We start from the raw sequence: 23,101 nt of genomic DNA on the forward strand, positions 1-23,101 counted from the left end.
AGCTTGAATACTCAAAGTCAACGCTCTGTGATTTAACAAAATGGCAAAAAATATGGCCTCCGAAGTGAACTTGTTCGGAGGCCATGTTTTGTAGGTTGGGACGAATCCGCTTCCTCAATGCCCATCCAGCTCCGCCTCGGCAACATCTTCGACATTCTTCTTTTTGTGGCGAATGCGTTTGAGGTTGATGTTGTCCACGGGTTTCACGATCAACGGGAATTTTTCGACAAAAACGCTGCTTGTTTCCAAACCAAAAGCACGTTCAGGAGACAAACTGAGTTTCTTGAGCAAGAAATAGCCTTGCAAAGCAAGTCTTGTGAATAAGCCAAGATCATTGTCGCCGCTCAGGTACTTCTCAATGAGCACAAAACGGAAGTCTCCCACCAATTTGTTGTCGCTGAGGGAAGCATATTTACTCCGAATGTCCACTTCACCTTCGTTGACCATGCCTTCGACGACCTTCCTGAAAAACAGGTTGATGCGTGGCTCAACCCTGAATCCGAGGTAAAAATCGACGCGCACGATGTCGTTGTCGGCGATGATGTTCACGTCATAATCCATGCGGTAGGGTTCGTCAACCACATGAATGTGGAGGAACCAATAAATGTCGGCGCGTTTGGGAAGCCGCTTCACGATGCTGTAAAATACCTTGGATTCGATCATGTCGGGCTGACCGACATTGGTCATGAACACAAGGTTGGTCGCGTATTTGGGAACGGATTCGTCGTGGCTAAGGCGGATCAACGTGTCTTTGTATTCGTCGATTTTTTCAGCCTCTGTAAATTGCCCTGCCACACGTTTGCCGTAGTACCAAACCGTCATCACGGTAAACAAGACCGCAGCGACCAAGATGGTCACATAGCCGCCGTGCTCGAATTTTTCGAGGTTAGCCGCCAAAAATGAACCTTCGACAGCAAGGAAGAATAAAACAATCAGTACAATCAGCGGCAAGGGATAGTGCTTACGTCGCATGTAGAAGGCGAGTAAGGTCGTCGTCATCAACATCGTCAACACGATCGCCAAGCCGTAGGCAGCCTCCATCGCGGAGCTCTCCTTGAAAAACAGAACGATCGCAATACAACCCGCCCAAAGCAGCCAATTGACCGAAGGTACATAGAGCTGCCCCTTCAAGTCGCTCGGATAACGGATCTTGACCTTGGGCCAAAAATTCAGTCGAATGGCTTCGTTGATCAGTGTAAATGACCCAGAAATCAAGGCTTGACTTGCAACGATGGCAGCTAGGGTGGCAATGATCACGCCTGGAATCAGGAACCATTGCGGCATGATGGCAAAAAATGGGTTGGGTGCATCGAGTTGTACCAACGTTTTTCCTTCATTGGAAATCAACCAAGCACCTTGACCAAAGTAATTGAGCAGCAGGCTCACTTTGACAAAACCCCAAGACACGCGCACGTTTTGTTTTCCGCAATGGCCCAAGTCACTGTACAAAGCCTCGGCTCCCGTACTGCACAAAAAGACGGCACCGAGCAGAAAAAAGCCTCCTTCGTGGTTGGCAAGCAGGCTGTAGGCATAGGTTGGACTCAAAGCACGTAAGACCGAAAAATCATTGCTCAACGCCAATACCCCCCAAAATGCCAGCATTACAAACCAAACCAACATCACTGGCCCAAAAAACTTGCCGACAACCTTCGTTCCGAACTGCTGAATCATAAAGAGCGCAGTCAAAATCGCCAAGATGATCGGGATCGTCGGAATATCGTCTCGCAAAATGCTCAGACCCTCAATGGCCGATGCCACGGAAATCGGCGGGGTAATGATGCCGTCCGCAAGCAAGGTGCAACCTCCCAAAATCGCTGGGAAAATGAGCCACTTCACCTTCATTCGGCGCACCAAGGCATACAGCGAAAAAATCCCGCCTTCGCCTTTGTTGTCCGCATTGAGCGTAATGAAAACGTATTTGATCGTCGTGAGCAGCGTGATCGTCCAAAAAACGCAACTCAAGCCACCAAGGACCACCTCCTTGTCGATCGGCCCCGAGCCTACAATGGCTTTGAGCACATACAAAGGCGATGTACCGATGTCCCCGTAGATGATGCCCAAAGTCACCAACAGCGTGCCCGCGGTTACTTTGTGATTGTGTGCTGAATGTTCACTCATTGAATTTCAAAAAATGCATTGTCAAATTTCGCAATGTTGCATTTCGCAGGAAAAGTTACGAAGCTATTTTTCATCGTGACATCTAGCCCTTTGCCAGATTCACCGATGGGGAAGAATTGTCTGATGGAGGCGAATTATCGGACGGAGGCGTACCTGCATCATCGATTCTGCGCAGCTTCAACCCCGTTACGGGCTTCACGATCAATGGGAATTTCTCAATAAACACGCTGCTTGTCTCCAAGCCGTACGCCTTTTCAGGAGACAGACTCAGCTTCTTGAGCAAGAAGTAACCATTCAAGGCAATCCGCGGGAAAAAGCTCAAATCATTGTCGCCGCTCAGGTATTTCTCAATCAGCACAAATTTGAAATCGCCCATCAAGTTGTTGTCCTTGAGCGAGGCGTATTTACTGCGAATGTCCACTTCGCCTCTTTCGACCATGTTTTCAACGACTTTCCGGAAAAACAGGTTGATCCGCGGATCGATTCTGAATCCAAGGTAGAAATCGACCCGCACGATGTCATTGGGCGCGATCACGCGTACCCGATAATCCATCCGGTAGGGTTCATCGACGACGTGAATGTGCAAAAACCAATAGATGTCGGCCCGTTTGGGCTGCCGCTTTACAATTGAATAAAGGACTTTGCTTTCGATCATGTTCCATTGACCGACATTGGTCAGGAAAACCAAATTGGTTGCGTAGCGGGGAATGGTCTCATCTGCACTCAGGCGCACGAGGGTGTCTTTGTAAAGGCCGATCTCTTCAGATTCGGTAAAGCGATGCGCCACCCGCTTGCCGTAGTACCAAAGCGTCATCACGATAAACAAGATGAGCGAAATGCTCAAGGAAACGTAGCCGCCATGCGGGAATTTTTCCAAGTTGGCAGCCAAGAACGAACCTTCCAACGCGAGGAAAAAGATCGTCAAGGGAATGATCAACGCGATGGGATAGCGCTTCATCCGCATGAAAAAGGCCAGCATGATCGTGGTCATGATCATCGTCATCACGATCGCCAAGCCGTAGGCCGCCTCCATTTTTGAAGACTCCTTGAAAAACAGCACAATGCCGATGCAGCCGACAAACAAGATGAAATTGATCGACGGCACATACAATTGACCCTTTTGCTCCGTCGGATAGCGAATCTGCACCTTGGGCCAAAGATTCAGTCGAACGGCTTCGTTGATCAATGTAAATGAACCGGTGATCATGGCTTGGCTCGCCACAATGGTCGCAAGCGTGGCGATGATGATTCCCGGCACCGAGAACCAAGAGGGCAACAAGCCAAAAAACGGATTCGGATTATCGGTCAGCAGCCAACCGTTGGCGATGCTTTCCTTGCTTTCCACCAAGACCCGGCCGACATTTTCTGGACTCAGCAAAAAGGCGCCTTGCCCGAAATAATTAAGGAGCAAGGCGAGTTTTACAAATCCCCAAGAAGCCCTGACGTTGCGTTTACCACAGTGACCAAGGTCGCTGTAAAGTGCCTCCACACCCGTAGCACAAAGGAAAACAGCGCCAAGAATGAAAAATCCGCCTTTGCGTTGTGTCAGCAATTCAAAGGCATATACCGGATTGATGGCCTTAAACACCGTGGGATTCTGCAGGATCCACAAGCCACCAAAAATGGCCAGCATGGAAAACCACACCAACATGACCGGGCCAAAAAACCGGCCGACGGCCTTGGTTCCAAATTGTTGCACCAAAAACAGTCCAGACAAGATGCCGATCACAATCGGAATTGTAGGGATTTTGGGATACAAGGTTCGAAGGCCTTCGACCGCAGACGATACCGAAATCGGCGGCGTGATCATGCCATCGGCCAACAAACTGCATCCGCCGATGATTGCAGGGATGATTAACCACTTGACTTTGAGTCGCTTGACCAATGCATACAAGGCAAATGTCCCCCCCTCGCCTTTGTTGTCGGCATTCAACACGAGTGTCACGTACTTGAGGGTGGTGAGCAGGGTGATCGTCCAGAAGATACAGGAAAGGCCTCCCAAAACGATTGAAGGATCGATTTGGCCTGCACCGACGATCGACTTCATCACATACAAAGGCGATGTCCCGATATCCCCGTAAATGATACCGAGCGTTACCAGCAAGGTTCCTGCCGTCACTCGGCGTGAATGGAGGGTGTGGTCGCCCATCTATTGTATCAACGAAGGTTTTCCACCGTGTGAAGGCATGGCATCCGCAGCGGCCACGGTTTGGTCGTCAAGGGAGACAATCTGAAAAAGACCTACCGCCATGACCATACACCCAAAATCGATCCGGGTGGACGACAAAATTAGCAGAATCCACTGCCCTGTCAAAGAAAATAACGTCCTCCCATTTAGCTGACCATAGATCTTGTCCCAAGAGGGTGCTATCCAACGCAAAAGGGGGCCGACAACAATGCAGGCCCCCTTTTGTGGAATTACCGAAAAACGGTCAGTCCTTGATCACCTTGGCAACAAAGCTGCCTTGGTCGTTGCGGACGTTGAGGTAGTACACCCCTGCAGGAAGTAGACTTACATCCATTTGGGATTGCAAGGCACCACCTGTATGCTCCAGCTTGCGCTCCATCAAAATCTGACCCAGCGCATTCAGCAAGCGGATGTGCAACACGCCCGAGCCTGCATCCATGGCGGAAATTTTCAGCAAGTCATGGGTTGGAACCGGCGAAACCGACCATTGACCAGGCATCGAATTGGTCAAGCCGACGACGATCACGGACACGCTGTCGCAGAGCGTATCTGATCCACAATTGTCCGTCACGGTCAAGCAAACGAGATAAGTGCCATTGGCCGTATAGGTATGGGATGGATTCTGCAAAGTGCTTGTGCCACCATCGCCAAATGTCCATGCCCAGCTTGTGCCACCAGTGCTAGCATCGGTGAAATCCACCAGACCCAGCACCGCGGTGGAGGTAAATGCGGCGACGGGCAAATCGCAAACCGTCACCGACTGACAGGTGCTGTCAGAACCGCAAGAATCCGTCGTTGTCAAGCAAACCGTGTACGTGCCGCCAGCCGCGTAGGTATGCGTCGGATTTTGCAGGCTGCTTGTGCCGCCGTCACCAAAATCCCAAGCCCAGGAAATCGGGTTGCCAGAGGTCATGTCCGTGAAGCTTGCATTCACGGTGCTACTTGTATAGGACCATGTCGCATTGGCTGCAGGGCAGGTGACCACCAAGGTCTGACATATAGAATCCGAACCGCAGAGGTTGTTCGTCGTCAAGCAAACTTGATAGGTTCCGGGACCGGAGTAGGTATAGACCGGATCCATCTGTGTGCTCGAGTTGCCATCGCCGAAGTCCCAACTGTAGGTCACGTTGGGGCCTGTGGAACTGTTGGTGAAGGTTGTCGTGAATCCTGCAGAGGACGAACTGAAACCCGCGGTGGGTGCCGTCAACATCACCACCACCACGGTATCGCTTCCCGTGCAGCAATTGTTCGAGACACCCACGACGTAAGTACCACTTGCGGATACCGTAATCGATTGTGTTGTCGCACCCGTATTCCAAGCGTATTGCTGTGCGCCAGCACCAGCATCGAGCGTCAAGTTCGTGCAACTGAAGATGGTATCCTGTGTTGAGATGCTCACAGAGGCCTGACACTGATTGTTGATGAAGTCGGTAGAGGCAAACCAAACCGAATCCAAATAGTGGAAGTTGGCAACGTTGATCGGATCGTTGGCACCGCCCATTTGCGCAAATACGATCGGCAATTTGAATGTGCCTGTTGTCGTCAACACCGTTTCGGCCATTTTGGGGAAGTACAACTTGCCGTTCCAGGTGGGATTGCAAGTGGTCATGTTGTAAGAGTTGGTCCACTTACGGTTCACGACATCATAAGCTTTTGCATACAGGTTAGGGGATTGATCGGCTGTTGCTTGCAAAATGGTGCTGTCGGCATCGGTCCAACTATAGAAAATTTTGGTACCATCGGCTGTGCGGGCGATTTGTGGCTCCATGTCTTGCGTGACGGTATTGGGGGCAGTTCCCCAGGTGCCACGGCCACGGTAGACATTGCGCAACACCACGGGATTCCAAACGCCATTGCTCATCGTCACATCGACCATGGCATGCCATTGCGTAAAAAACACGGCATAAGCATTGTTTCCATTGCAGACTGCCATCAACGCATGCGGGTTGCCATTGACGTCGACCGTCAAATCGAGGTCAAAAGCAGTGGAGACAACATTCCCGACCTGCATATTGCCTGCAAGACATGGATATTGGCCAAGGTCCACGGTCGTGGGACCGCTCCAGCTTGTGCCGCCGTTGGTCGTCTTGTAAAAGACCGGATAATAAGCATAGGGCGTTGGGCCGGGCGTGACGTGCGTGAGCATGCAGATCCAGCCGATGTTTCCCGTCGGGTCAAACGCGATTGCGTAGTCGGCGGTCTTGACTGCACCATCCAAGGCAACGTTAAACGTTGGCGTCAACGTCGAATTGACCGACCAGACGACATCCGTTGTCCCATTCCAGACACCTTTCAATATGCGATAACCCGTCACAGCCGTGCCGTTGTAAACGTTGTCGATCGACCAAAATGTACCTGGAGCACCCTTGACCATCGACCGCGGAATCAAGGTCTGCACCGCAGTTGGCTGATTATAGGTTTCCGTGTTGCCCGTGCCATCCAGTTTCCGCACACCGGAGACCGTGCCGTTGAAGGCAGCTGCAACGGTCGCAGCGTAGTAACTCATGTAGGCATTGTTGGCGTTTGTATTTCCTGCCGGATTGTAGATGGCGACGTTGGGATAGCGTGCCCCATTGGTGCCATTGACCGACAGTGGATTCAACGCTCCCAGATTGCTGGTCCAACTTGCGCCACCATTTGTGCTCAAATCATAGCGTAGCTGACCGCTATGACCGCCAAAGGCCGTGGCGTTGTTGCGGTGCACAAACAAGATGGAGTTGATGTCGTTGTCCACGGCAATCGGATTGGCCTCTGTCAGGATGTTGGTGAACACGTTGCTCGAGGTTCCAATGACGTCGTGACTGGGGCAACCGCCAGTCAGCGGCATCGGCTGAATGACAGGGCCGGGTTCCAACCGCAACACCGAACCCATCACGGGCTCGGAATCAGGAGTAAGATGCCCGAGCCATTGCGTGGTGGGTTTCTGCGCAAAGCCTGCAAGTGAAAGCAAGCCACAAATGAATGTACCTAGTAGTAGTCTTTTTCTCATAGAGAGTCTTTGATTTAGGATAAGGAGAATGAAGTTAAAATTTTTCCGCCAAATAAGCGAAACACATAAAGGAAACTGAAGGAGATTCAAATTCCTGAGCTCAGCCCTGTTGCAAGGCCGCAGCAATCGCCAAGGCACTCGCCTTGTTATTGGGCGAACCCGAACGGTGAAATTTTGCCTTCCAAGGCAATTCGGGATGCTCGATGGCGATGTGCGTGAACATCCATCCTTCCTTGAGCGTCACTTTTCCGCCGACCTTGCCCAATGGATAATCAAAATGCCCTTCGGTCTGTACAATTCCTTTCGCCCGCGCCACAATCACCCGCTGATCGGTCAAGGCAACCAGAAAATATTTGGTCAGCATTTGCCCGATAATGACCCCGGGAATCACGCCGATGATCATCAAGAGAATGATCAACAGGATCGGCGGCGTTTTCACACCGTAGGCTACACATTGCAGCGTCTCACCTGCGCGCAAAAGCGGGCGCATGGTGTCCGCAAAAATTTCGTCTCTTGTTTTTTCTGCCATCTCGTTCCCAGTCGGGTGCTGAATTTTCAGCCTTGAAGATAGCAAATAGGCAATCTATCACAAAATACCTTCTTCCGGGATCATCGCCTCCCCGCACATGCGCAACAGCACCTGCGCAGTCGCGCGCACGTCCTGCTCACAGTACCGCGCGATGCGCGCATAGTCCTGTTCTTCCCAGAATACACGGCCGACTTCGCTGCCGTCGATGTCGTCTTTGGGGCTAGGCACACCCAACACGGCGCAGAGCAATTCCAAGCTCGTGTAACTTTTGTAGTCGCCAAATTTCCAGAGCTGCATCGTGTCGATCATGCCGGTTTCCCAAGGCTTTGCCGACTGGATTTTGGCAATCACGCCCGGCAAGGGCAGGTTGTTGATCAGGTAGCGACGACCCAAGTAGGGGAAATCGAATTCCTTGCCGTTGTGTGCACAAAGCAAATTGATATTGGCCTTGGCGAACTGGTTGAGCGTCGCGGCAAATTCCGTGAGCAATTGCTTTTCGTCAGGTCCGGAAAAGGACTTGAGCTTGAGTTGCGGCACATCGGATTCGTACTTCAGATAACCGCAGGAAATACAGACCACCTTCCCGAATTCGGCGAAGATCGCGGCCCGTTTGGGGTACATTTCCGCTGGCGTCAATTCCTCATCGACGCGTGCCTGCAGCAGGTCGGATTTGCGTTTCCAGAGTTCCTGCATCGCGGCTGGCAATGCATCGAAATCAGGCGCCACCGAGGCGGTCTCGATGTCCAAAAACAGGATTTGCTTGAGTTGGTCGCGTGAATACATGGTGTTTATTTCAGTTCGAACTTCCCGGTTTTGCTCAATTCCTTCGCCTGTGGCAGCAATTCGACCGCGCGGCGCAAGACATTGTCGCTTTCATGAAACGTCGGATAAAAGGCATCGTCGTCAAAGAAACGGCGCCCGATAAAAGCTTTCACATAAATCAAAATGTCGCGGCGCGACGTGGCCAATCCAGCAGGATCTAGTTTCACGCCTTTTGCTTCCGCGAATGCCGTGAATTCATTCAAAATCGTTTCGTCAATCCGGAAATCGCGGTTGAAGGCTTGCGCATTTCCGAGACGCGTTTTGATGTCGGTGTGCATATCGCCATAGTGGAAGGCAAATTGGCGGAATATGTTCTGTGCGATCAATTCGGTGAGGTAATCGCTGTCGAGTGTGGTGTCACGCGCCACGAAGACGTCGGGCAAAATACCCCCGCCACCGTAAACCGTACGTCCGGAATTGGTTTTGAACTTGAGCGAATCGGGCAGGTCGATCTTGCTGGCATCGTAGATTTCACCGGATTCGAAGCGCTCCACGACCTCCATGTCATATTCCTTGGCGCTCATGTTGAAGGGCTTTTGAATGCAGCGACCACTTGGCGTATAATACTGGGAAATCACCAAACGCATGGCCGAACCGTCGGCGAAGTCCTTTTGGGTTTGCACGAGACCCTTGCCAAACGAGCGCACGCCCACGATCAAGCCGCGGTCCCAATCCTGGATCGCACCGGCGACAATTTCGCTGGCGGATGCGGAGCCATAGTCGAGCAAAACCACCAAGGCGCCCTCCTCAAACAACTCCAAGTCGGAAGAAGCTTTGTATTTGGTGCGGCTTTCGCCGATGCGGCCTTCGGTGTACACCACTGTGCGACCCGCAGGCAGAAATTCGTCGGCGATGTTTTCGGCCATGTTCATGTAACCGCCGGGGTTGCCGCGCAAGTCCAAAACCATGCTTTTCATGCCCTTGTCGAGCAATTTCTGGGTATGCTCCCGAAACTCGTCGTGCGTTGTGCTGGCAAAACGGCTGATTTTCAGATAACCCGTCTTGCTGTCCATCATATAGGAATAGTCCACACTGTAAAGCGGAATCTTGTCGCGCACAATGTCGGCATTGACCAACTGCTTCATGCCGGGACGCTTGACCGACACCTTGACGTGGGTACCTTTTTTGCCGCGGAGTTTTTTCATGACATCGTTGTTGGCGATGCTCACGCCGGCCACGGTCGTGTCCTGAATCTTGACAATGCGGTCGCCTGCCTGCAGACCCGCAATTTCGCTGGGGCCGCCTGAGATCACCGCCACGATGTAAATGGTGTCTTCGACGAGGTTGAATTCGATGCCGACCCCTTCAAAGCTGCCTTCCATCTGCTCTTCCATCTCTTCCATTTCTTCGGATGCGATGTAGAACGAATGCGGATCCAAGCCCGTCAACATGCCCTGGATGGCATCATCGACCATTTTCTTGGTGTCAGGTACCTTGACATAGTTGCGCTCGACAAACAAAACCGCCTCTTGAAATTTTTGCAAACCCGAATTGAGTTCCTGCCTGCGCTGCTCGCTTTCGCCGTCTTTGAGCTGGAAGCCCACAAGCATGCCGACCATTACCAAAATCGCAGCAAACAACCCGTATCTGAGGTTTCGATTCATGAATTCTCCTTACAATCAAACAATATGCAAAACTAAGCGAAGAAAAGGATTTTGGGTAACGCGCTTGCGCGATCTGCGGGGTAATTTCCTGCGGAATGACAAATGCTGCAAAAGACATCCGATCTCAGCTAAATTTGCTGCACAATGATTGCCAAGGCCCAACTGGATCTCCTCAGACGCCGCATCGGCGGGCAACTTCCCGGATTGGAAGCCCACGAACGTATGATGCCTGCGACGCGCAAGACCATCTACCGGGACATCACCATCCCGGACAATGCCAAAAAAAGCGCGACCCTCATCCTCTTGTACCCCTCCGAAAACGGACTGCATTTCCCGCTGATCGAACGCACCGAGTACCCGGGTGTGCACAGCAAGCAGATCAGCTTTCCCGGAGGCGCTTGGGAAGAAAGCGATCCCGACTACATCGCGACCGCATTGCGTGAAGCCGAGGAAGAAATCGGCGTGAACCGGCATCAAATCGAAGTCATCGGACTGCTGTCGTCACTCTACATTCCGCCCAGCAATTTCTGGGTGCAACCCGTGATCGGATATGTCGACCGCAAGCCGGACTTCATCGCCGACCCGAACGAAGTTGCCGCTGTTTTCCCGGCCCCCTTGGCCGACCTGCTCAGCGGCACCCTCAACGGCGAAAGCAAAATCCATCACAGCAGCGGCATCCACTTGACCGTGCCAAGCTATACAATCGATGGCCGCATCGTCTGGGGCGCAACCGCAATGATGATCAGCGAGATGGTGGAGCTGTTGGGGAATGAGAAATTAGAAATGAGAAATGAGTAATTGGAATGGGGGAAGTTTCTTGTTTTCCTGCCGCGCTGTTGCGCCCGATTGGGTGTGCAACGCCAATTGTCGCCAAACACTTCATTCTCCATTTCATTTAATTCAACCCACGGCTTCATTCTCCATTTCTAATTTCTCATTTCTAATTCAACCCCAATGTATCTCAGCAACAGCTCCGAAATCAGAAAAGCAGATCAGGCCATGATCCAAGACTTTGGCTTTCCCGGCTTGTTGCTCATGGAAACTGCGGGTCGGAAGGCGGCCGAATGGATTCTTTCACATTGTACTGAACTCAAGTCGATCTTCATCCTTGCTGGACCCGGCAACAATGGTGGCGATGGCCTTGTCATCGCAAGGTACCTGCAACAGGCGGGAAGAAAAGTCGAAATCCTGCTTTCCCACGATCCGCAAAACTATCAGGGGGATGCCTTGGCGAATTGGAAAGCCCTTCAAGGCTTGGACATTCCTGTGCATCAATGGCCTTGTGCGCTGCCCGCGAAAATGCGCAAACGGCCCGAAGGTTGCCTGGTGGTGGATGCCCTTCTCGGAACTGGAATCACGGACAAGTTGCGCGGCCCGGTCGCGGAGATGATCGAGGCAGTCGCACCACTTCGGATAAATACCTTTGCCATCGACCTGCCGAGCGGGCTCAGCGCCGATACTGGCGAACGTTTCAATACGCCGCTCAAAGCCGAGGCTACGCTCACATTCCAATGCCCGAAGATTTGTCATTATGTCACTCCTGCCGCGGATGATTGCGGGGCGGTGTATGTGCTCGATATCGGGATCTTGCCCAAGGTGATGGCTGGACTGGGCATTCGGAGGTTTTTGCTGGATGAAGCCCTTTGTTGCCAGTTTTACCAAAAACGGCCCGAAGCGGGGCACAAGGGCACATTTGGACATGCTGCACTCGTCGGGGGCAGCAAAGCTTATGCCGGTGCGATTGCCTTGAGCGGCATGGCTGCCCTTCAATCCGGTGCGGGCCTCAGCAGCGTCTTTACCACCGAAAGCGCCCGCTGCGCGGTCTACCAAGGCCGCCCCGAATTGATGGTGCGTTCCTTTGGGACCGCCGAAACCGAATGGCTTACCGCTGCCGCCCTGCCGGCTTTGACCGAATTTCTGAAAGGCAAATCATCCCTCGCCGTGGGCCCCGGCCTCGGCAACGAACCCGAAACCTGCAATTTCCTGCAGGGCTTGCTCCAAGCCTGGAACCGTCCGCTGGTAATCGACGCCGACGCACTCAACATCTTGTCCTCGGAGCCGGAACTTTGGCGCTACGTGCCGCAAGGGTCGATCCTGACACCGCATCCCGGCGAAATGGCGCGGCTGTTGCCCGGGCGCGACGTGCACAATCGCCGCATTGAATGCGCCGAATTTTTGGCCGAACAAAAGCAGGTCATCGTGGTTTTGAAAGGCAAGGGAACCGTGGTGGCATTCCCCGATGGCAAAACCTATGTCAACAGCAGCGGCAATTCGGGAATGGCGACCGGCGGGGCCGGTGATGTGCTCACGGGCATGCTCACGGGCTTGCTCGCGCAGGGCTATACGCCCGAGCAGTCCGCCACGATGGGCGTGTACTTGCACGGGCGCGCAGGCGACTTTGCCGCCGCATTTTCCAAGGAGGGCGTAACGGCATCGCTGATTTCAGAACGTATCGGCGCCGCCATCGGAGTCATTGAAAGGCGCGTGAACAATGAAAAATGAATTCGGACTACTAGGTAAAAAGCTTGGCCACAGCTTTTCCCGCGGGTATTTCACCAACAAGTTCCATGAGGGGAAGATCGATGCGATCTATGAGAACTTCGAGCTCGCAGACATCGCGGCATTTCCCGAATTGTGTGCGTCCCATCCGAATTTGCGCGGGCTGAATGTCACGGTTCCGTACAAGGAGGCCGTGATCCCGTACCTCGACGAATTGAGCGAAAATGCCTACGCTGTCGGGGCGGTGAATACGATTCTCTTCGAAGGTGGCCGCAAAATCGGCCACAACACGGACATCATCGGCTTTCGCGATGCGCTTGCGGCTGTGTACACGGGCGCGCCCGGTGGCCAAGCACTCATCCTCGGCACGGGAGGCTCCGCCAAGGCGGTCCGGTTTGTTCTCCAGCATTTCTTCGAATTTGACAACATCCAAAATGCCTCGCGTTACCCTGTGGGTGAACAACAAATCAGCTACGAAGCCTTGGAAATCGCAGGACTCAGCCAATTCCGCCTGATCGTGAACTGTACGCCTGTCGGCATGGCGCCCCACGACAAGGAAAGTATTCCGCTGCCTTATGCCACACTCGACAAAAGCTGTCTCGTCTATGACCTGATTTACAATCCGGCGGAGACGCGCTTGCTTGCCGCTGCCAAAAAGCATGGCTGCCCGATCGCCAATGGCTTGGACATGCTCATCCGGCAGGCCGATGCGAGTTGGGCGATTTGGGTTGGGTAACCAATTTCCAGCCTTGGGAATCGGTTTTCAATAAAATCCATGTTGATGTGCTTTCCCCTTCACGGTACCATGCTGATGCGAGCAACACAGCTAAGGACCAAAATGGCAAGCATCAGCTTGGGAGATGAGTGAAAAGCGATTCCGTAGTCGTGCAGTACCACTGCGGCTCCAATTTTGTCTTTAGAAACGCGCTTGCTAACCGTTCAAGACCCATGCGAAATATAGCCTTGAGAAATCGATAAATTGTAGCTCGGTTTAACCCAATCCCTATGAAACTCTTTTTCCATTCGGTGGCTTTTCTGATCCAATTTCTCACTTGGAGCTCCGTCTTCACCCAAACGCCGTGTTCCCTCGACCCCACTTGGGACACCGACGGCCGGCTTGTGGCCGATGGTGGTCGCTACTCGGGTGCCATGCTCGTCTTGCCGGATGGGAAATTGCTCGTGGCCTGCAATCCGAACAATGACAGTTATGCCTACCTCAAGCGGTACAATTTGGACGGTTCGGTGGACATGACTTTTGGAAGCAGTGGTCTGCGCATCGTCCAAGTGGCCGAGCGACGCACCGACATCGATGCCATGGTGTTCCACAATGGCATCATTTACCTTGTTGGAAATACAACGACCGATGTCGGCGGCACCAATACCTATGTTTATGCAGCCGCCCTGACGCAGAATGGCATCTTCGTCAATACATTCGGAGTTACTGGCGTGAAAAAGTTCAATTCGGGGAATACGGATTTGTACAAGGCAACTGACATCTTGGTTGATGCCAACGGGAAAATTTTGATCGCCGGCTTAAAATCCTTTGACAACCTCTATGTCATGAAAATCACGACGACCGGCGCAATGGACGCTTCTTGGAGCAATGACGGCATCGCATTCATCCCCACCAACAACAGCGACCATTGGTGGGACCTCTACGACATGGAATTGGACAAAAACGGCCAAGTGTTGATCACAGGTAAAAAGTATCGCGCCAACAATGGCTCCACAATTCCTGCATTTTGGCATGTATTTGTAGCCCGATGGAATGCCAATGGCACCCTCGACAATACCTTCGCCACCAACGGAATCGGATTGTACAACAGCGATCCAACGCATTTCGATGAAGCCAAATCCATCATGGTGACGGCCGCCAACAACTATGTCACTGCAGGGATCACCTACATGGGATCCGATTACGATTATAGTGCACTGGGTATCTTGCACAATGGCGCCATCAACCCCAACTTTGGTGTCAATGGATGGTCGATCAATGACTTACTTCATGGACAAGATTCTGAAAACTGCCTGAATGCCACCATGCTTCCAGATGGCCGAATCCTCCAAACCGGCAATCAGGGTTCCGGTGACACGGTCCATTTTGCATTGCTGATGTTGAATCCAGACGGTACCCGTGACAATGTTTTTGCCCCGGACGGATTGTTTATGAATATTTTCAACCAAAACAACAACAGCAGCGGCCAAGCAGCAGCCGTAGATCCCAGTGGCAAAATTTACATGGGCGGATATACCCGCACTTGTGTCAACGGGACATGCGGCCCGCTTTACATGGCGATCTCGAGATACAACAATACGTTTGGGACTGTCACTTCTGTTGACAATCTAACTGAGTCGGATGCGGTATTTTTTCCTAATCCAGCAAAGTCGGATGGTTTGGTTTCAGTCAAAGGAATTGATTTTGCAACAGTGAAATCAGTAGAATTGATAGATTTAAATGGGAAACAATCAACATTAACGATGATTGCCGACCAGATTCAACTGCCAACTTTGCCGCAAGGGGTTTACTTCCTTCGCATCACGACCGAAACGGGCCAATGGGTAGAAAAGCTACGCATCGAGTGATTTGCCCCAACCACTGCGCTGAACGCCGTAGAATTATCGACAGATTTGCCAGAAGATGAGTGCAGCTTGTGGATTTGGAATCACCGGTGGTCTCCCATGGGACGCCACTTTGGAAATGAAAAAGGCGGCCATTTTGGCGGTTGCAAAGAGTGGCTTATGCGGCGACTTCTTCGAAATCATCAATTTTGGTGAACCTGACGAGTCCATTTGGCAGGTGACCTGCGGCAAACGGGATGCTGCGATGCGCCAATTGCGCGCCGAGGATGTGCCTTGGTGGAAATTTTGGGTTCCCCAAAATGCCGACATCGATGCGGCGCGCATCCGCAAGGCTTGGGCAACAAGCGCAGGCGGCGGACTCAGTTACGATGAATGGGTGACATTGGGCGCAGATATTTTTGTGCCCGGCTATACGGGGCGTGATATTGACCGGCTCGAGATTCCAGGGACAAGCCACGGATGGACGCTAACGAGCCACGAATCCGGCATTCACATGACGAACTACCTGATCGAGGAATCCGAAGACGATGACTACGAAGGCCTTATGCGTGCCTTTGAAATCGCTCAGGAGATGAAGTTTTTGGTGGTGATTTCTGGGTAGATCGAATTTTGGCGGTTATCTTCGAAATGAACTTCTTTTTGTAACGAATTATCAATCACCATGATCAGGGCTCCTTTTCTCATTTGCCTGTTTTGTTTGTCACTACTTTCGCTCCCTTGCATGGGTCAGGACTGGGTGGATGTTCACCTAGATGAAAAGTTCGATTTCAGGCTACCAGAGGGATATGAAGTCCTTGATACCGGATATTCTAGGAGTCTAAAGATAAGTCTTGACTCCTGTACCTTGGTGGTAACAAAGCTAGAATTCCCACCTGAGACAGTAGAAAAGACAATCGTTAGGACCGACGATCACTTGAGAAACCTTTACGGTGAGATCATCGAAGGAACGCAGAAATCTGGAGTAGAAGTGGAGCATTCCGAAATTGTTGATATGCAGGGTTTGCTCGTCCTCAAAATCAAGACGATTTTGCAAATGGAAAATTTGGGGTGGACCCAAGAAATGTGGCATATTTCTCTTTCAGATGCTGGTTATTTTTTTGTGTGTTACATTCCCATTGATGCTCAAACTGGGAAAAAATCAATTCTACAGAGAGATGCATTCTTCTCGAGCATCAGAGTCGCCAAAGGAATCACAAGAAAGGATCAATACGTCTATTCTGGAATTTACTATCGGATTGGAGCCTTCTTCGGTGATTTAGCGCCATACGCAATGGTCGCAATTGTAGTGGGAATTGTTCTGTGGTTGCAGAAGCGAAAAAGTAATCGTGTTTCTCAAGCGAATCATGATGTTGCGTCTTGAAATCAGATCTATTCGGAAAACTCCCAACCAATATCCCGTCTGAAATACTTGCCATCAAACGCAATCCGATCCGCATTTTCCAACGACTTGGCCACTGCCGCTTGAATCGTCTCCCCAAATGATGTCACGGCCAAAACGCGTCCACCGTCGGTCAAGACCTTTCCGTCTGCTGCCTTGGTGCCGGCGTGAAACACGACCGATCCCTCGACCTGGTCCAATCCGCTGATTTCCTTGCCTTTGACATAGTCGCCGGGATACCCGCCGCTTACCAGAAATACCGTTGCCGCAGCCGCCTCCTTGACCTTCAACTCGACTTGGTCCAAGGTCCCATTCGCAGTCGCCTCCATCAAGTCCACGACATCGCTTGCAATGCGTGGAAACACAACCTCCGTCTCCGGATCGCCCATACGGGCGTTGTATTCGATCACAAAAGGCTCGTCCCCGACTTTGATCAAGCCCAAGAAAATGAACCCATTGTAAGGAATGCTTTCCAGCGCAAGCCCTGCAATGGTCGGTTCGATGATGCGTTCGCGGACCTTGTCCATGAAAGGCTTGTCTGCAAATGGCACGGGCGAAACCGCTCCCATGCCGCCGGTGTTCAGACCGGTGTCGCCTTCGCCGATGCGTTTGTAGTCTTTGGCCTCGGGCAGCACTTTCCAGCTTTTTCCATCCGTCAAGACAAAAACGCTGAGTTCGATGCCGGTGAGAAATTCTTCGATGACCACTGTTTCGCCTGCGGCTCCAAATGCGCTGCCATCCAGCATTTCGCGGAGGCCAGCCTCGGCTTCCGCATGCGATGTGCAGATGAGCACACCCTTGCCCGCAGCAAGTCCGCTCGCTTTGAGCACGACCGGGAGCGTATGCGCCCGCACGTAGGCGACGGCTTGCTCAAGCCCTGCCGCATTGAACGATGCATAAGCAGCCGTCGGGATGTTGTGCCGCATCATGAAGCGTTTGCTCCAATCCTTGCTTGCCTCGAGCGTGGCGCCCGCCTGTCCGGGGCCGACTGTGGGAATGCCGAGCGACCGCAAATGGTCGGCGACGCCTGCTTCAAGCGGCCCTTCGGGGCCAATGATCACCAAATCGATGGCGTTTTCTTGCACGGCCTGCGCCACGGAGGTGCCGTCCAAGGGATTCAGCCGAAGGTTCGTGCCGATCGCGGCCGTTCCTGCATTTCCGGGACCGAAAAACAAAGCTTGGCAGCGTGGCGAGGCCGCCAATGACTGACCGATGGCATGTTCGCGGCCGCCTGCACCGATGATGAGAATTCTCATGGTTTCATTCAAATTGGGCTGCAATTTAGGCAAATGGAGGCTTGAATTCGGTCGAGATCTTCGTGGGCGGCTTTATTTTCGCAATTCAGGCGACAAATACGCCCGTTGAATCCTGATTCGAATGGAATTCAATTTGAACTTCCCTAACTTCAAATCCTAATTGGCGCTACAACTAAGGATACTTCGTTCATGAAACATACACTTTTAGGTCTTTTTTGCTTGCTGCTCATTTCTAGCACCTGTTTTGGTCAAGCAACGATTTCCTGTCCCGCAGTGGATGCGGGTCGTGATACATCAATCGCAAATTCGGTCAGTGGTTGTGTCCTTCTGACGGCGGTTCCAGTCGCAGGTTTCCAACCGACGACTTATACAGTGAATACCATTCCCTACAATCCCTATCCATTTAACGTCGGTGCGCCGATTATCATCAATCAAGATGACGTTTGGGGTCCGATAACCAACCTGCCTTTTGACTTTTGTTTCTACGGCAACAGCTATACGCAGGCACAGCCCGGCTCCAATGGCTTGGTTTCATTTGACCTGTTTCCTGTCGGATCCTACTGTACTTGGCCGATTTCGGCGCCGATACCGGACCCGAGCAATCCTTTGAATTCGATCATGGGTCCATGGCATGATATCAATCCGGCGTTTGGCGGGGCGGTTTATGCGCAGTTGTATGGCACGGCGCCTTGCCGGGTTTTTGTGGTGTCTTGGGAAAGCAACGCCATGTTTTCATGCACCAACATTACCACGACACAACAAATCGCCATTTACGAAACAACCAACATCATCGAAGTTTATATTCAAGACAAGCCGCTTTGTTCCACATGGAATGGCGGTGCCTCGATTTTGGGCGTGCACAATGCCAACGGAACGCAAGCGGTTGTCGTTCCAGGACACAATTATCCGACACAATGGAGCTCCATCAACGAAGCTTGGAGATGGGAACCTGCCGGCGCGTCCAACTTGACCATGAATTGGTATCAAGTGGGAAATCCAGCGGTGATTGCCACGACAGATACGGTGACGGTATGTCCGGTCAGCTGCGACACCCGTTATGTGGCAGAAGCGACCTATACCAACTGCAACGGCGCCACGGTTACCGTGCGGGACACCGTGTTGGTCATCGGCGCAAATCCAAATGCTTTGACCAATCCGACAGTTTCCAATGCGCTTTGCAACGGCGGCAGCTCGGGCAGCATCACCTTGAATCCTTCAGGTGGCGCAACACCTTATTCTTACAATTGGCCGCAACTCAGCCAAAATACGGCAACCGTCAATGGTTTGGCCGCTGGAACCTATACCGTGATTGTCACCGACAGCATCGGCTGTACTTTGTTGGATACCATCACAATCTCGGAGCCTACGAGGATCGTTCCCAATGCGACAGCAACGGATGCGCTCTGCTTTGGCGCCTCTTCGGGAAGTGCCGCTTCCGCCCCAACCGGTGGTACACCGGGGTACACGTATTTTTGGTCACCGAGCGGCGCCACGGCTGCCAATGCGCCCAACCTTCCGGCCGGTCAACATATAGTTTCTGTCACCGATGCCAACGGTTGCGTGATTCGAGATACCGTGACCGTCGGGCAGCCCACCCAAGTGATTGCCAACACCACCATGACGCCCGTTTTGTGTAATGGCGGCAGCACCGGAACAGCAACTGGAACGGCCGCAGGCGGCACACCGGGTTATACCTTTCTTTGGTCCAACGGACAGAGCTCCGCAACCGCAACCGGTTTGGCAGCGGGCACCTATTCCGTGACGGCCACTGATGCCAACGGATGTACAGGAACGCGGTCGATCATTGTCACTGAACCGACGCCCGTCACCGTGACGGCGGTCTCCACCAATGTCATTTGTATCGGTGGGTCAGATGGAACAGGTACTGCACTTGGAGCAGGTGGCACTTCGCCTTATACCTTCCAATGGAGCAATGGTTCACAATCCGCCTTCGTGAACAATTTGTCGGCAGGAACGCACAATGTTACGGTCACAGATGCCAATGGCTGCACCGCCACCACGAGTATCACCGTGACGGAGCCGCCGCAAATCAGCTTGCAAATCACTGGCGACAATGCTTATTGTGAATATGATTCCTTGGACCTTCAATCCGTCGTTACCGGCGGCGTCCCACCTTATGTCTATCAGTGGTGGTCGGTCCCGACTGCGGTCAATGATTCCACTGCGAACTTGCATTACTACGATGTCCATGAAGATCGCACGTACAATCTGATGATCACGGATCAAAATGGCTGCCAAGCCACGGCGTCCTACTATGTCGAATCCAATCCACAACCCTCGGTCGCCTTCACAGTGGACCGTACCGAAATTTGTGATTCTGGAACGGTTGTGTTTACGAACCTTTCGGGTCCAGGTCCATTGACCTCCTTCTGGGAATTTGGTGATGGATCCACCCTGATTGCCGAAGCTCCTTTCCATTGGTATGGGACGGGCACATATACGGTTTCATTGGACATCACCGACTTGAATGGTTGTACCAATTCAATGACACAAGAGTTACTGATTGAAGTGATTCCAACTCCAGTTGCATCGTTTGTTACTGATCCCAACATCACCTTGATCGACCATCTGCTGCTGAGCGAAGCAACGATCACCTTTAACAGCACATCCTCTTGGTTTACCAGCGCGGTGGATTGGAGCTTTGGAGACAGCACAAGCGCATTTGTGGGTCAAGTCGTCCACACTTACCAAGATACAGGCCGATTCTGCATCACCCTGAATGCCTACAATAAGTTTGGTTGCCACGATGATTCTACGCAATGCATCACCATTTTGCAGGATCCATACCTCTGGGTTCCCACAGGCTTCACACCCAATGGAGACGGTCTCAATGACATATTCATCATCGGGGGAATTGAAATCAAAGAATTTGAAATGTGGGTTTATGATCGCTGGGGCAAGATGTTGTTCTATACCGACAATATGACGGAGGGTTGGAATGGCAAAATCGACCAAGAAGATGCCTCCGAAGGAGTCTATGTCTTCCGAATCAACGCCGTTAACAACGAAGGCTTCAAGATGGAACGCGCAGGGTCAGTGACCCTCGTGCGATAGGTCTTCCCGAAATCAAAATTTGCCAGCATTCCCTCTGATTCGGAGGTGATGCTGGCAAATTTCTTTTGAAGCAGATCAGTAGAAGGAAATCTTGGTTTTGCTCAGCGCCTTTTTCAAGGCTACGGCCTGCTCCATGGTGAATGCATTCTTGCTCACGTTGAGGTGCTGCAGCCAAGCCATCTGATACAGCGGACTGTAATCCTTGGCTGGAATTTCATGGGTGAACAAGGAGCGCAGATCAGGGCAATTGAGCAAAGGACTCAGGTCCATGATCGGGTTGCGGTAGATCACGATCTTTACCAAGCGCGGAAAGTTGCGTACCACCGTGAGGTCGGAGACATTGTTGCTGTGAATGTCAAGGTAGCGCAACTTGGTCAGAAAACGCAGGCTGTCGATCGTGGTCACATTGTCGTTTTTGCCCATCGTGAGTTGCTCGAGCTTGGGATGGTGCATGATGTACTTCAATTCCTCGTTGCTGTTGACCATGCCCTGAATGCGCAGGTTTTTGAGTTCCTTGTGGTCTTCCAGCATTTGCAAGCTGAAGTTCGGCACGGGCAAAAAGGAGATGTTGAGATCGGTAAGTCCTTTGAAATTGGCGATTTCGGAGATGTCGATCAGGTTTTCCGAATTGTAAACCGACAAGTTGGTGAGCCAAGTCCAGTTGGCAATGGGTTTCAAACTCCGAATGTCATTGCGGGACACGTCCAAGGTCTTGACCTTGGGAAGATGCGCGATCGGCTCCAAAGTTTCGATGTCGTTGTCGTAAATCTGTACCCACGTAAGATCGAGAAGACTGTCCAGCGGCTTCAAATCCTGCACGAAGTTGTGGTTGCAGGCAAATTCTTGCAAGCCCTTCAAGACTTGAACGCCTTCCAGTGACTTGAGGCTGTTGCCTTGAAATTCGAGCACCTTCAATTTGGGATAATCTGCAAGCCAGGAAAGGTCCTCGATGGGCGATTCATAGACAATGAGTTGCTCGAGGTTGGTGAATTTCCGCAAGGCCTCATAATCGATCGGCTCCTTGTCGCGGATGAATAATTTTTTGGCAGCCAAGGGATTCGCAATGCCTTGTTGCCAGGTAACCCAGTCCTTTTCGCGGAAATAGCGGCTCATTTCCTCCTCTTCGTCCTGTTGGGAAAATGCAGGCGCGGCGAATGTCAGCAGCAACAAGGCCAGCAATCCAAGATGTTTTACTAAGGGTTTCATGCGTTCAGTATCTCGTGGAGGAGCGATTTTACTTCTTCGTGAGGTGGATTGAGCAGGAAATGTCCGCCGTCCACCACATGCAATTTCGCACCATTTACCTTTTGAATAAAATCCTTGCAAAGATTCACCTGCAAGATGTTGTCGTGTGCTCCCCAAATAATGTGCCAGTTCGTTCCGACTTCTGTTGAGCGTTGGGCAATGACTTCCAAATCAGGGCGCAACTTCGAATGCCCGCGCCAAACGCGCCTGAGCAAAACCCGCTTTTCTGGCGTATCAAATTGCCGCTGAATGAATTTGTACTTAAAGGCATCCGTGATCCGCAGTTGGTACAGCATCCGAATGAACAACAAAAACAACCCGGGCCACCGCAAAACGGTGTAAAACAAGGCCTTCCCAACCGGATTGTAAATGCAAAACCGATACAGCGGATGGATGCGCAAGCCGTCGGGAGAAATCAGGATCATTTGCCGAATGGGAATTTTGGTCGCTTGGTAAAGGCTCAGTGCAACTTTTGCACCCAAACTGAAGGCCAAAAAATGAACTTCTGTGCTCGGATATTTTTCCAGAAGTTGCCGCAGGAATTCGTCCCAATCGCTCGGCAAAACCGGCTGACGTTCATCCGCCCATTCGCTTTCGCCAAAGAAAATCAGGTCGATGGTCACCACTCTCCACCCTTCGGGCACGGTCTGCAACAGCGGCAAAAACAATTTCCGGCTTTGGCCATAACCATGGAAGCACAACAGCAGCCGCGTGCCATGCCCATGGCTCGTTCCGGCGACGCTGCCCTTGTTGCCAAGGGTGATCCTGAAATTTTCCGCTTCCAAAATTGAAATTGACCTGATTCCTTTTAACCTTTG

The 23,101-nt window shown here is 51.9% G+C and carries 16 protein-coding genes; 7 read left to right on the plus strand and 9 right to left on the minus strand.

All coding sequences use genetic code 11. From position 1 onward, the window contains the following. Positions 1-114: 114 nt before the first annotated feature. The 6 genes from IPN95_01325 to IPN95_01350 all read right to left on the minus strand — a co-directional run bounded on the left by IPN95_01325 (position 115) and on the right by IPN95_01350 (position 10,250). Entirely contained in the window at positions 115-2,118 is a 2,004-nt protein-coding gene (locus IPN95_01325; GenBank protein MBK9448062.1) for a KUP/HAK/KT family potassium transporter, read from the minus strand. 82 nt (positions 2,119-2,200) lie between these two features. Beyond that, positions 2,201-4,267: a KUP/HAK/KT family potassium transporter gene (locus IPN95_01330; GenBank protein ID MBK9448063.1), complete on the minus strand. Its 2,067-nt coding sequence runs from the start codon at positions 4,265-4,267 to the stop codon at positions 2,201-2,203. 283 nt (positions 4,268-4,550) lie between these two features. Continuing rightward, positions 4,551-7,295, minus strand: a complete 2,745-nt coding sequence (locus IPN95_01335; protein MBK9448064.1) for a PKD domain-containing protein — start codon at positions 7,293-7,295, stop codon at positions 4,551-4,553. A gap of 100 nt (positions 7,296-7,395) precedes the next feature. Beyond that, the gene (locus tag IPN95_01340) at positions 7,396-7,824 is read right to left on the minus strand and encodes a hypothetical protein (GenBank protein MBK9448065.1); all 429 of its coding nucleotides are present in this window, start codon (positions 7,822-7,824) and stop codon (positions 7,396-7,398) included. A gap of 57 nt (positions 7,825-7,881) precedes the next feature. Further along, positions 7,882-8,607 carry a ribonuclease H-like domain-containing protein gene (locus IPN95_01345; GenBank protein MBK9448066.1) on the minus strand — a complete coding sequence of 242 codons (726 nt, stop codon included), beginning with the start codon at positions 8,605-8,607 and terminating at the stop codon, positions 7,882-7,884. Between the two features lie 5 nt (positions 8,608-8,612). Further along, positions 8,613-10,250, minus strand: coding sequence for a S41 family peptidase (locus tag IPN95_01350; GenBank protein ID MBK9448067.1), 1,638 nt, complete (start codon positions 10,248-10,250; stop codon positions 8,613-8,615). A gap of 144 nt (positions 10,251-10,394) precedes the next feature. Here IPN95_01350 and IPN95_01355 point away from each other — a divergent pair, with 144 nt between their 5' ends. From IPN95_01355 to IPN95_01380, 6 genes are all read left to right on the plus strand, one after another. Then, positions 10,395-11,048 carry a CoA pyrophosphatase gene (locus tag IPN95_01355; GenBank protein ID MBK9448068.1) on the plus strand — a complete coding sequence of 218 codons (654 nt, stop codon included), beginning with the start codon at positions 10,395-10,397 and terminating at the stop codon, positions 11,046-11,048. 156 nt (positions 11,049-11,204) lie between these two features. Next, a complete protein-coding gene (locus tag IPN95_01360; GenBank protein MBK9448069.1) occupies positions 11,205-12,752 on the plus strand; it encodes an NAD(P)H-hydrate dehydratase in 1,548 nt (515 codons plus the stop codon). Further along, the gene (locus IPN95_01365; protein MBK9448070.1) at positions 12,742-13,485 is read left to right on the plus strand and encodes a shikimate dehydrogenase; all 744 of its coding nucleotides are present in this window, start codon (positions 12,742-12,744) and stop codon (positions 13,483-13,485) included. Before IPN95_01360 ends, IPN95_01365 begins: the two co-directional genes overlap by 11 nt. Before the next feature lie 269 nt (positions 13,486-13,754). Continuing rightward, positions 13,755-15,332 (plus strand): T9SS type A sorting domain-containing protein, encoded by a 1,578-nt coding sequence (locus IPN95_01370; GenBank protein MBK9448071.1) that lies wholly within the window; start codon positions 13,755-13,757, stop codon positions 15,330-15,332. A 55-nt stretch (positions 15,333-15,387) separates the two neighbouring features. Continuing rightward, complete coding sequence (locus tag IPN95_01375) at positions 15,388-15,930, plus strand: hypothetical protein (GenBank protein MBK9448072.1); 543 nt, start codon at positions 15,388-15,390, stop codon at positions 15,928-15,930. Positions 15,931-16,050: 120 nt separating this feature from the next. After that, a complete protein-coding gene (locus IPN95_01380) occupies positions 16,051-16,689 on the plus strand; it encodes a hypothetical protein (protein ID MBK9448073.1) in 639 nt (212 codons plus the stop codon). Positions 16,690-16,697: 8 nt separating this feature from the next. On the opposite strand, the gene purD is transcribed toward IPN95_01380, so the two are convergent. Then, complete coding sequence (gene purD / locus IPN95_01385; protein ID MBK9448074.1) at positions 16,698-17,963, minus strand: phosphoribosylamine--glycine ligase; 1,266 nt, start codon at positions 17,961-17,963, stop codon at positions 16,698-16,700. Positions 17,964-18,152: 189 nt separating this feature from the next. On the opposite strand from purD, the gene IPN95_01390 reads away from it, so the two are divergent. Continuing rightward, a complete protein-coding gene (locus tag IPN95_01390; protein MBK9448075.1) occupies positions 18,153-21,038 on the plus strand; it encodes a gliding motility-associated C-terminal domain-containing protein in 2,886 nt (961 codons plus the stop codon). 75 nt (positions 21,039-21,113) lie between these two features. Here the strand turns inward: IPN95_01390 and IPN95_01395 are convergent, their stop codons facing one another. After that, the gene (locus IPN95_01395; protein MBK9448076.1) at positions 21,114-22,244 is read right to left on the minus strand and encodes a hypothetical protein; all 1,131 of its coding nucleotides are present in this window, start codon (positions 22,242-22,244) and stop codon (positions 21,114-21,116) included. Further along, the gene (locus IPN95_01400; GenBank protein MBK9448077.1) at positions 22,241-23,068 is read right to left on the minus strand and encodes an alpha/beta hydrolase; all 828 of its coding nucleotides are present in this window, start codon (positions 23,066-23,068) and stop codon (positions 22,241-22,243) included. The genes IPN95_01395 and IPN95_01400 overlap by 4 nt, the downstream gene beginning before the upstream one ends. Between the last annotated feature and the right edge of the window lie 33 nt (positions 23,069-23,101).

The organism is Bacteroidota bacterium, assembly GCA_016718825.1.
Taxonomy (GTDB): domain Bacteria; phylum Bacteroidota; class Bacteroidia; order J057; family JADKCL01; genus JADKCL01.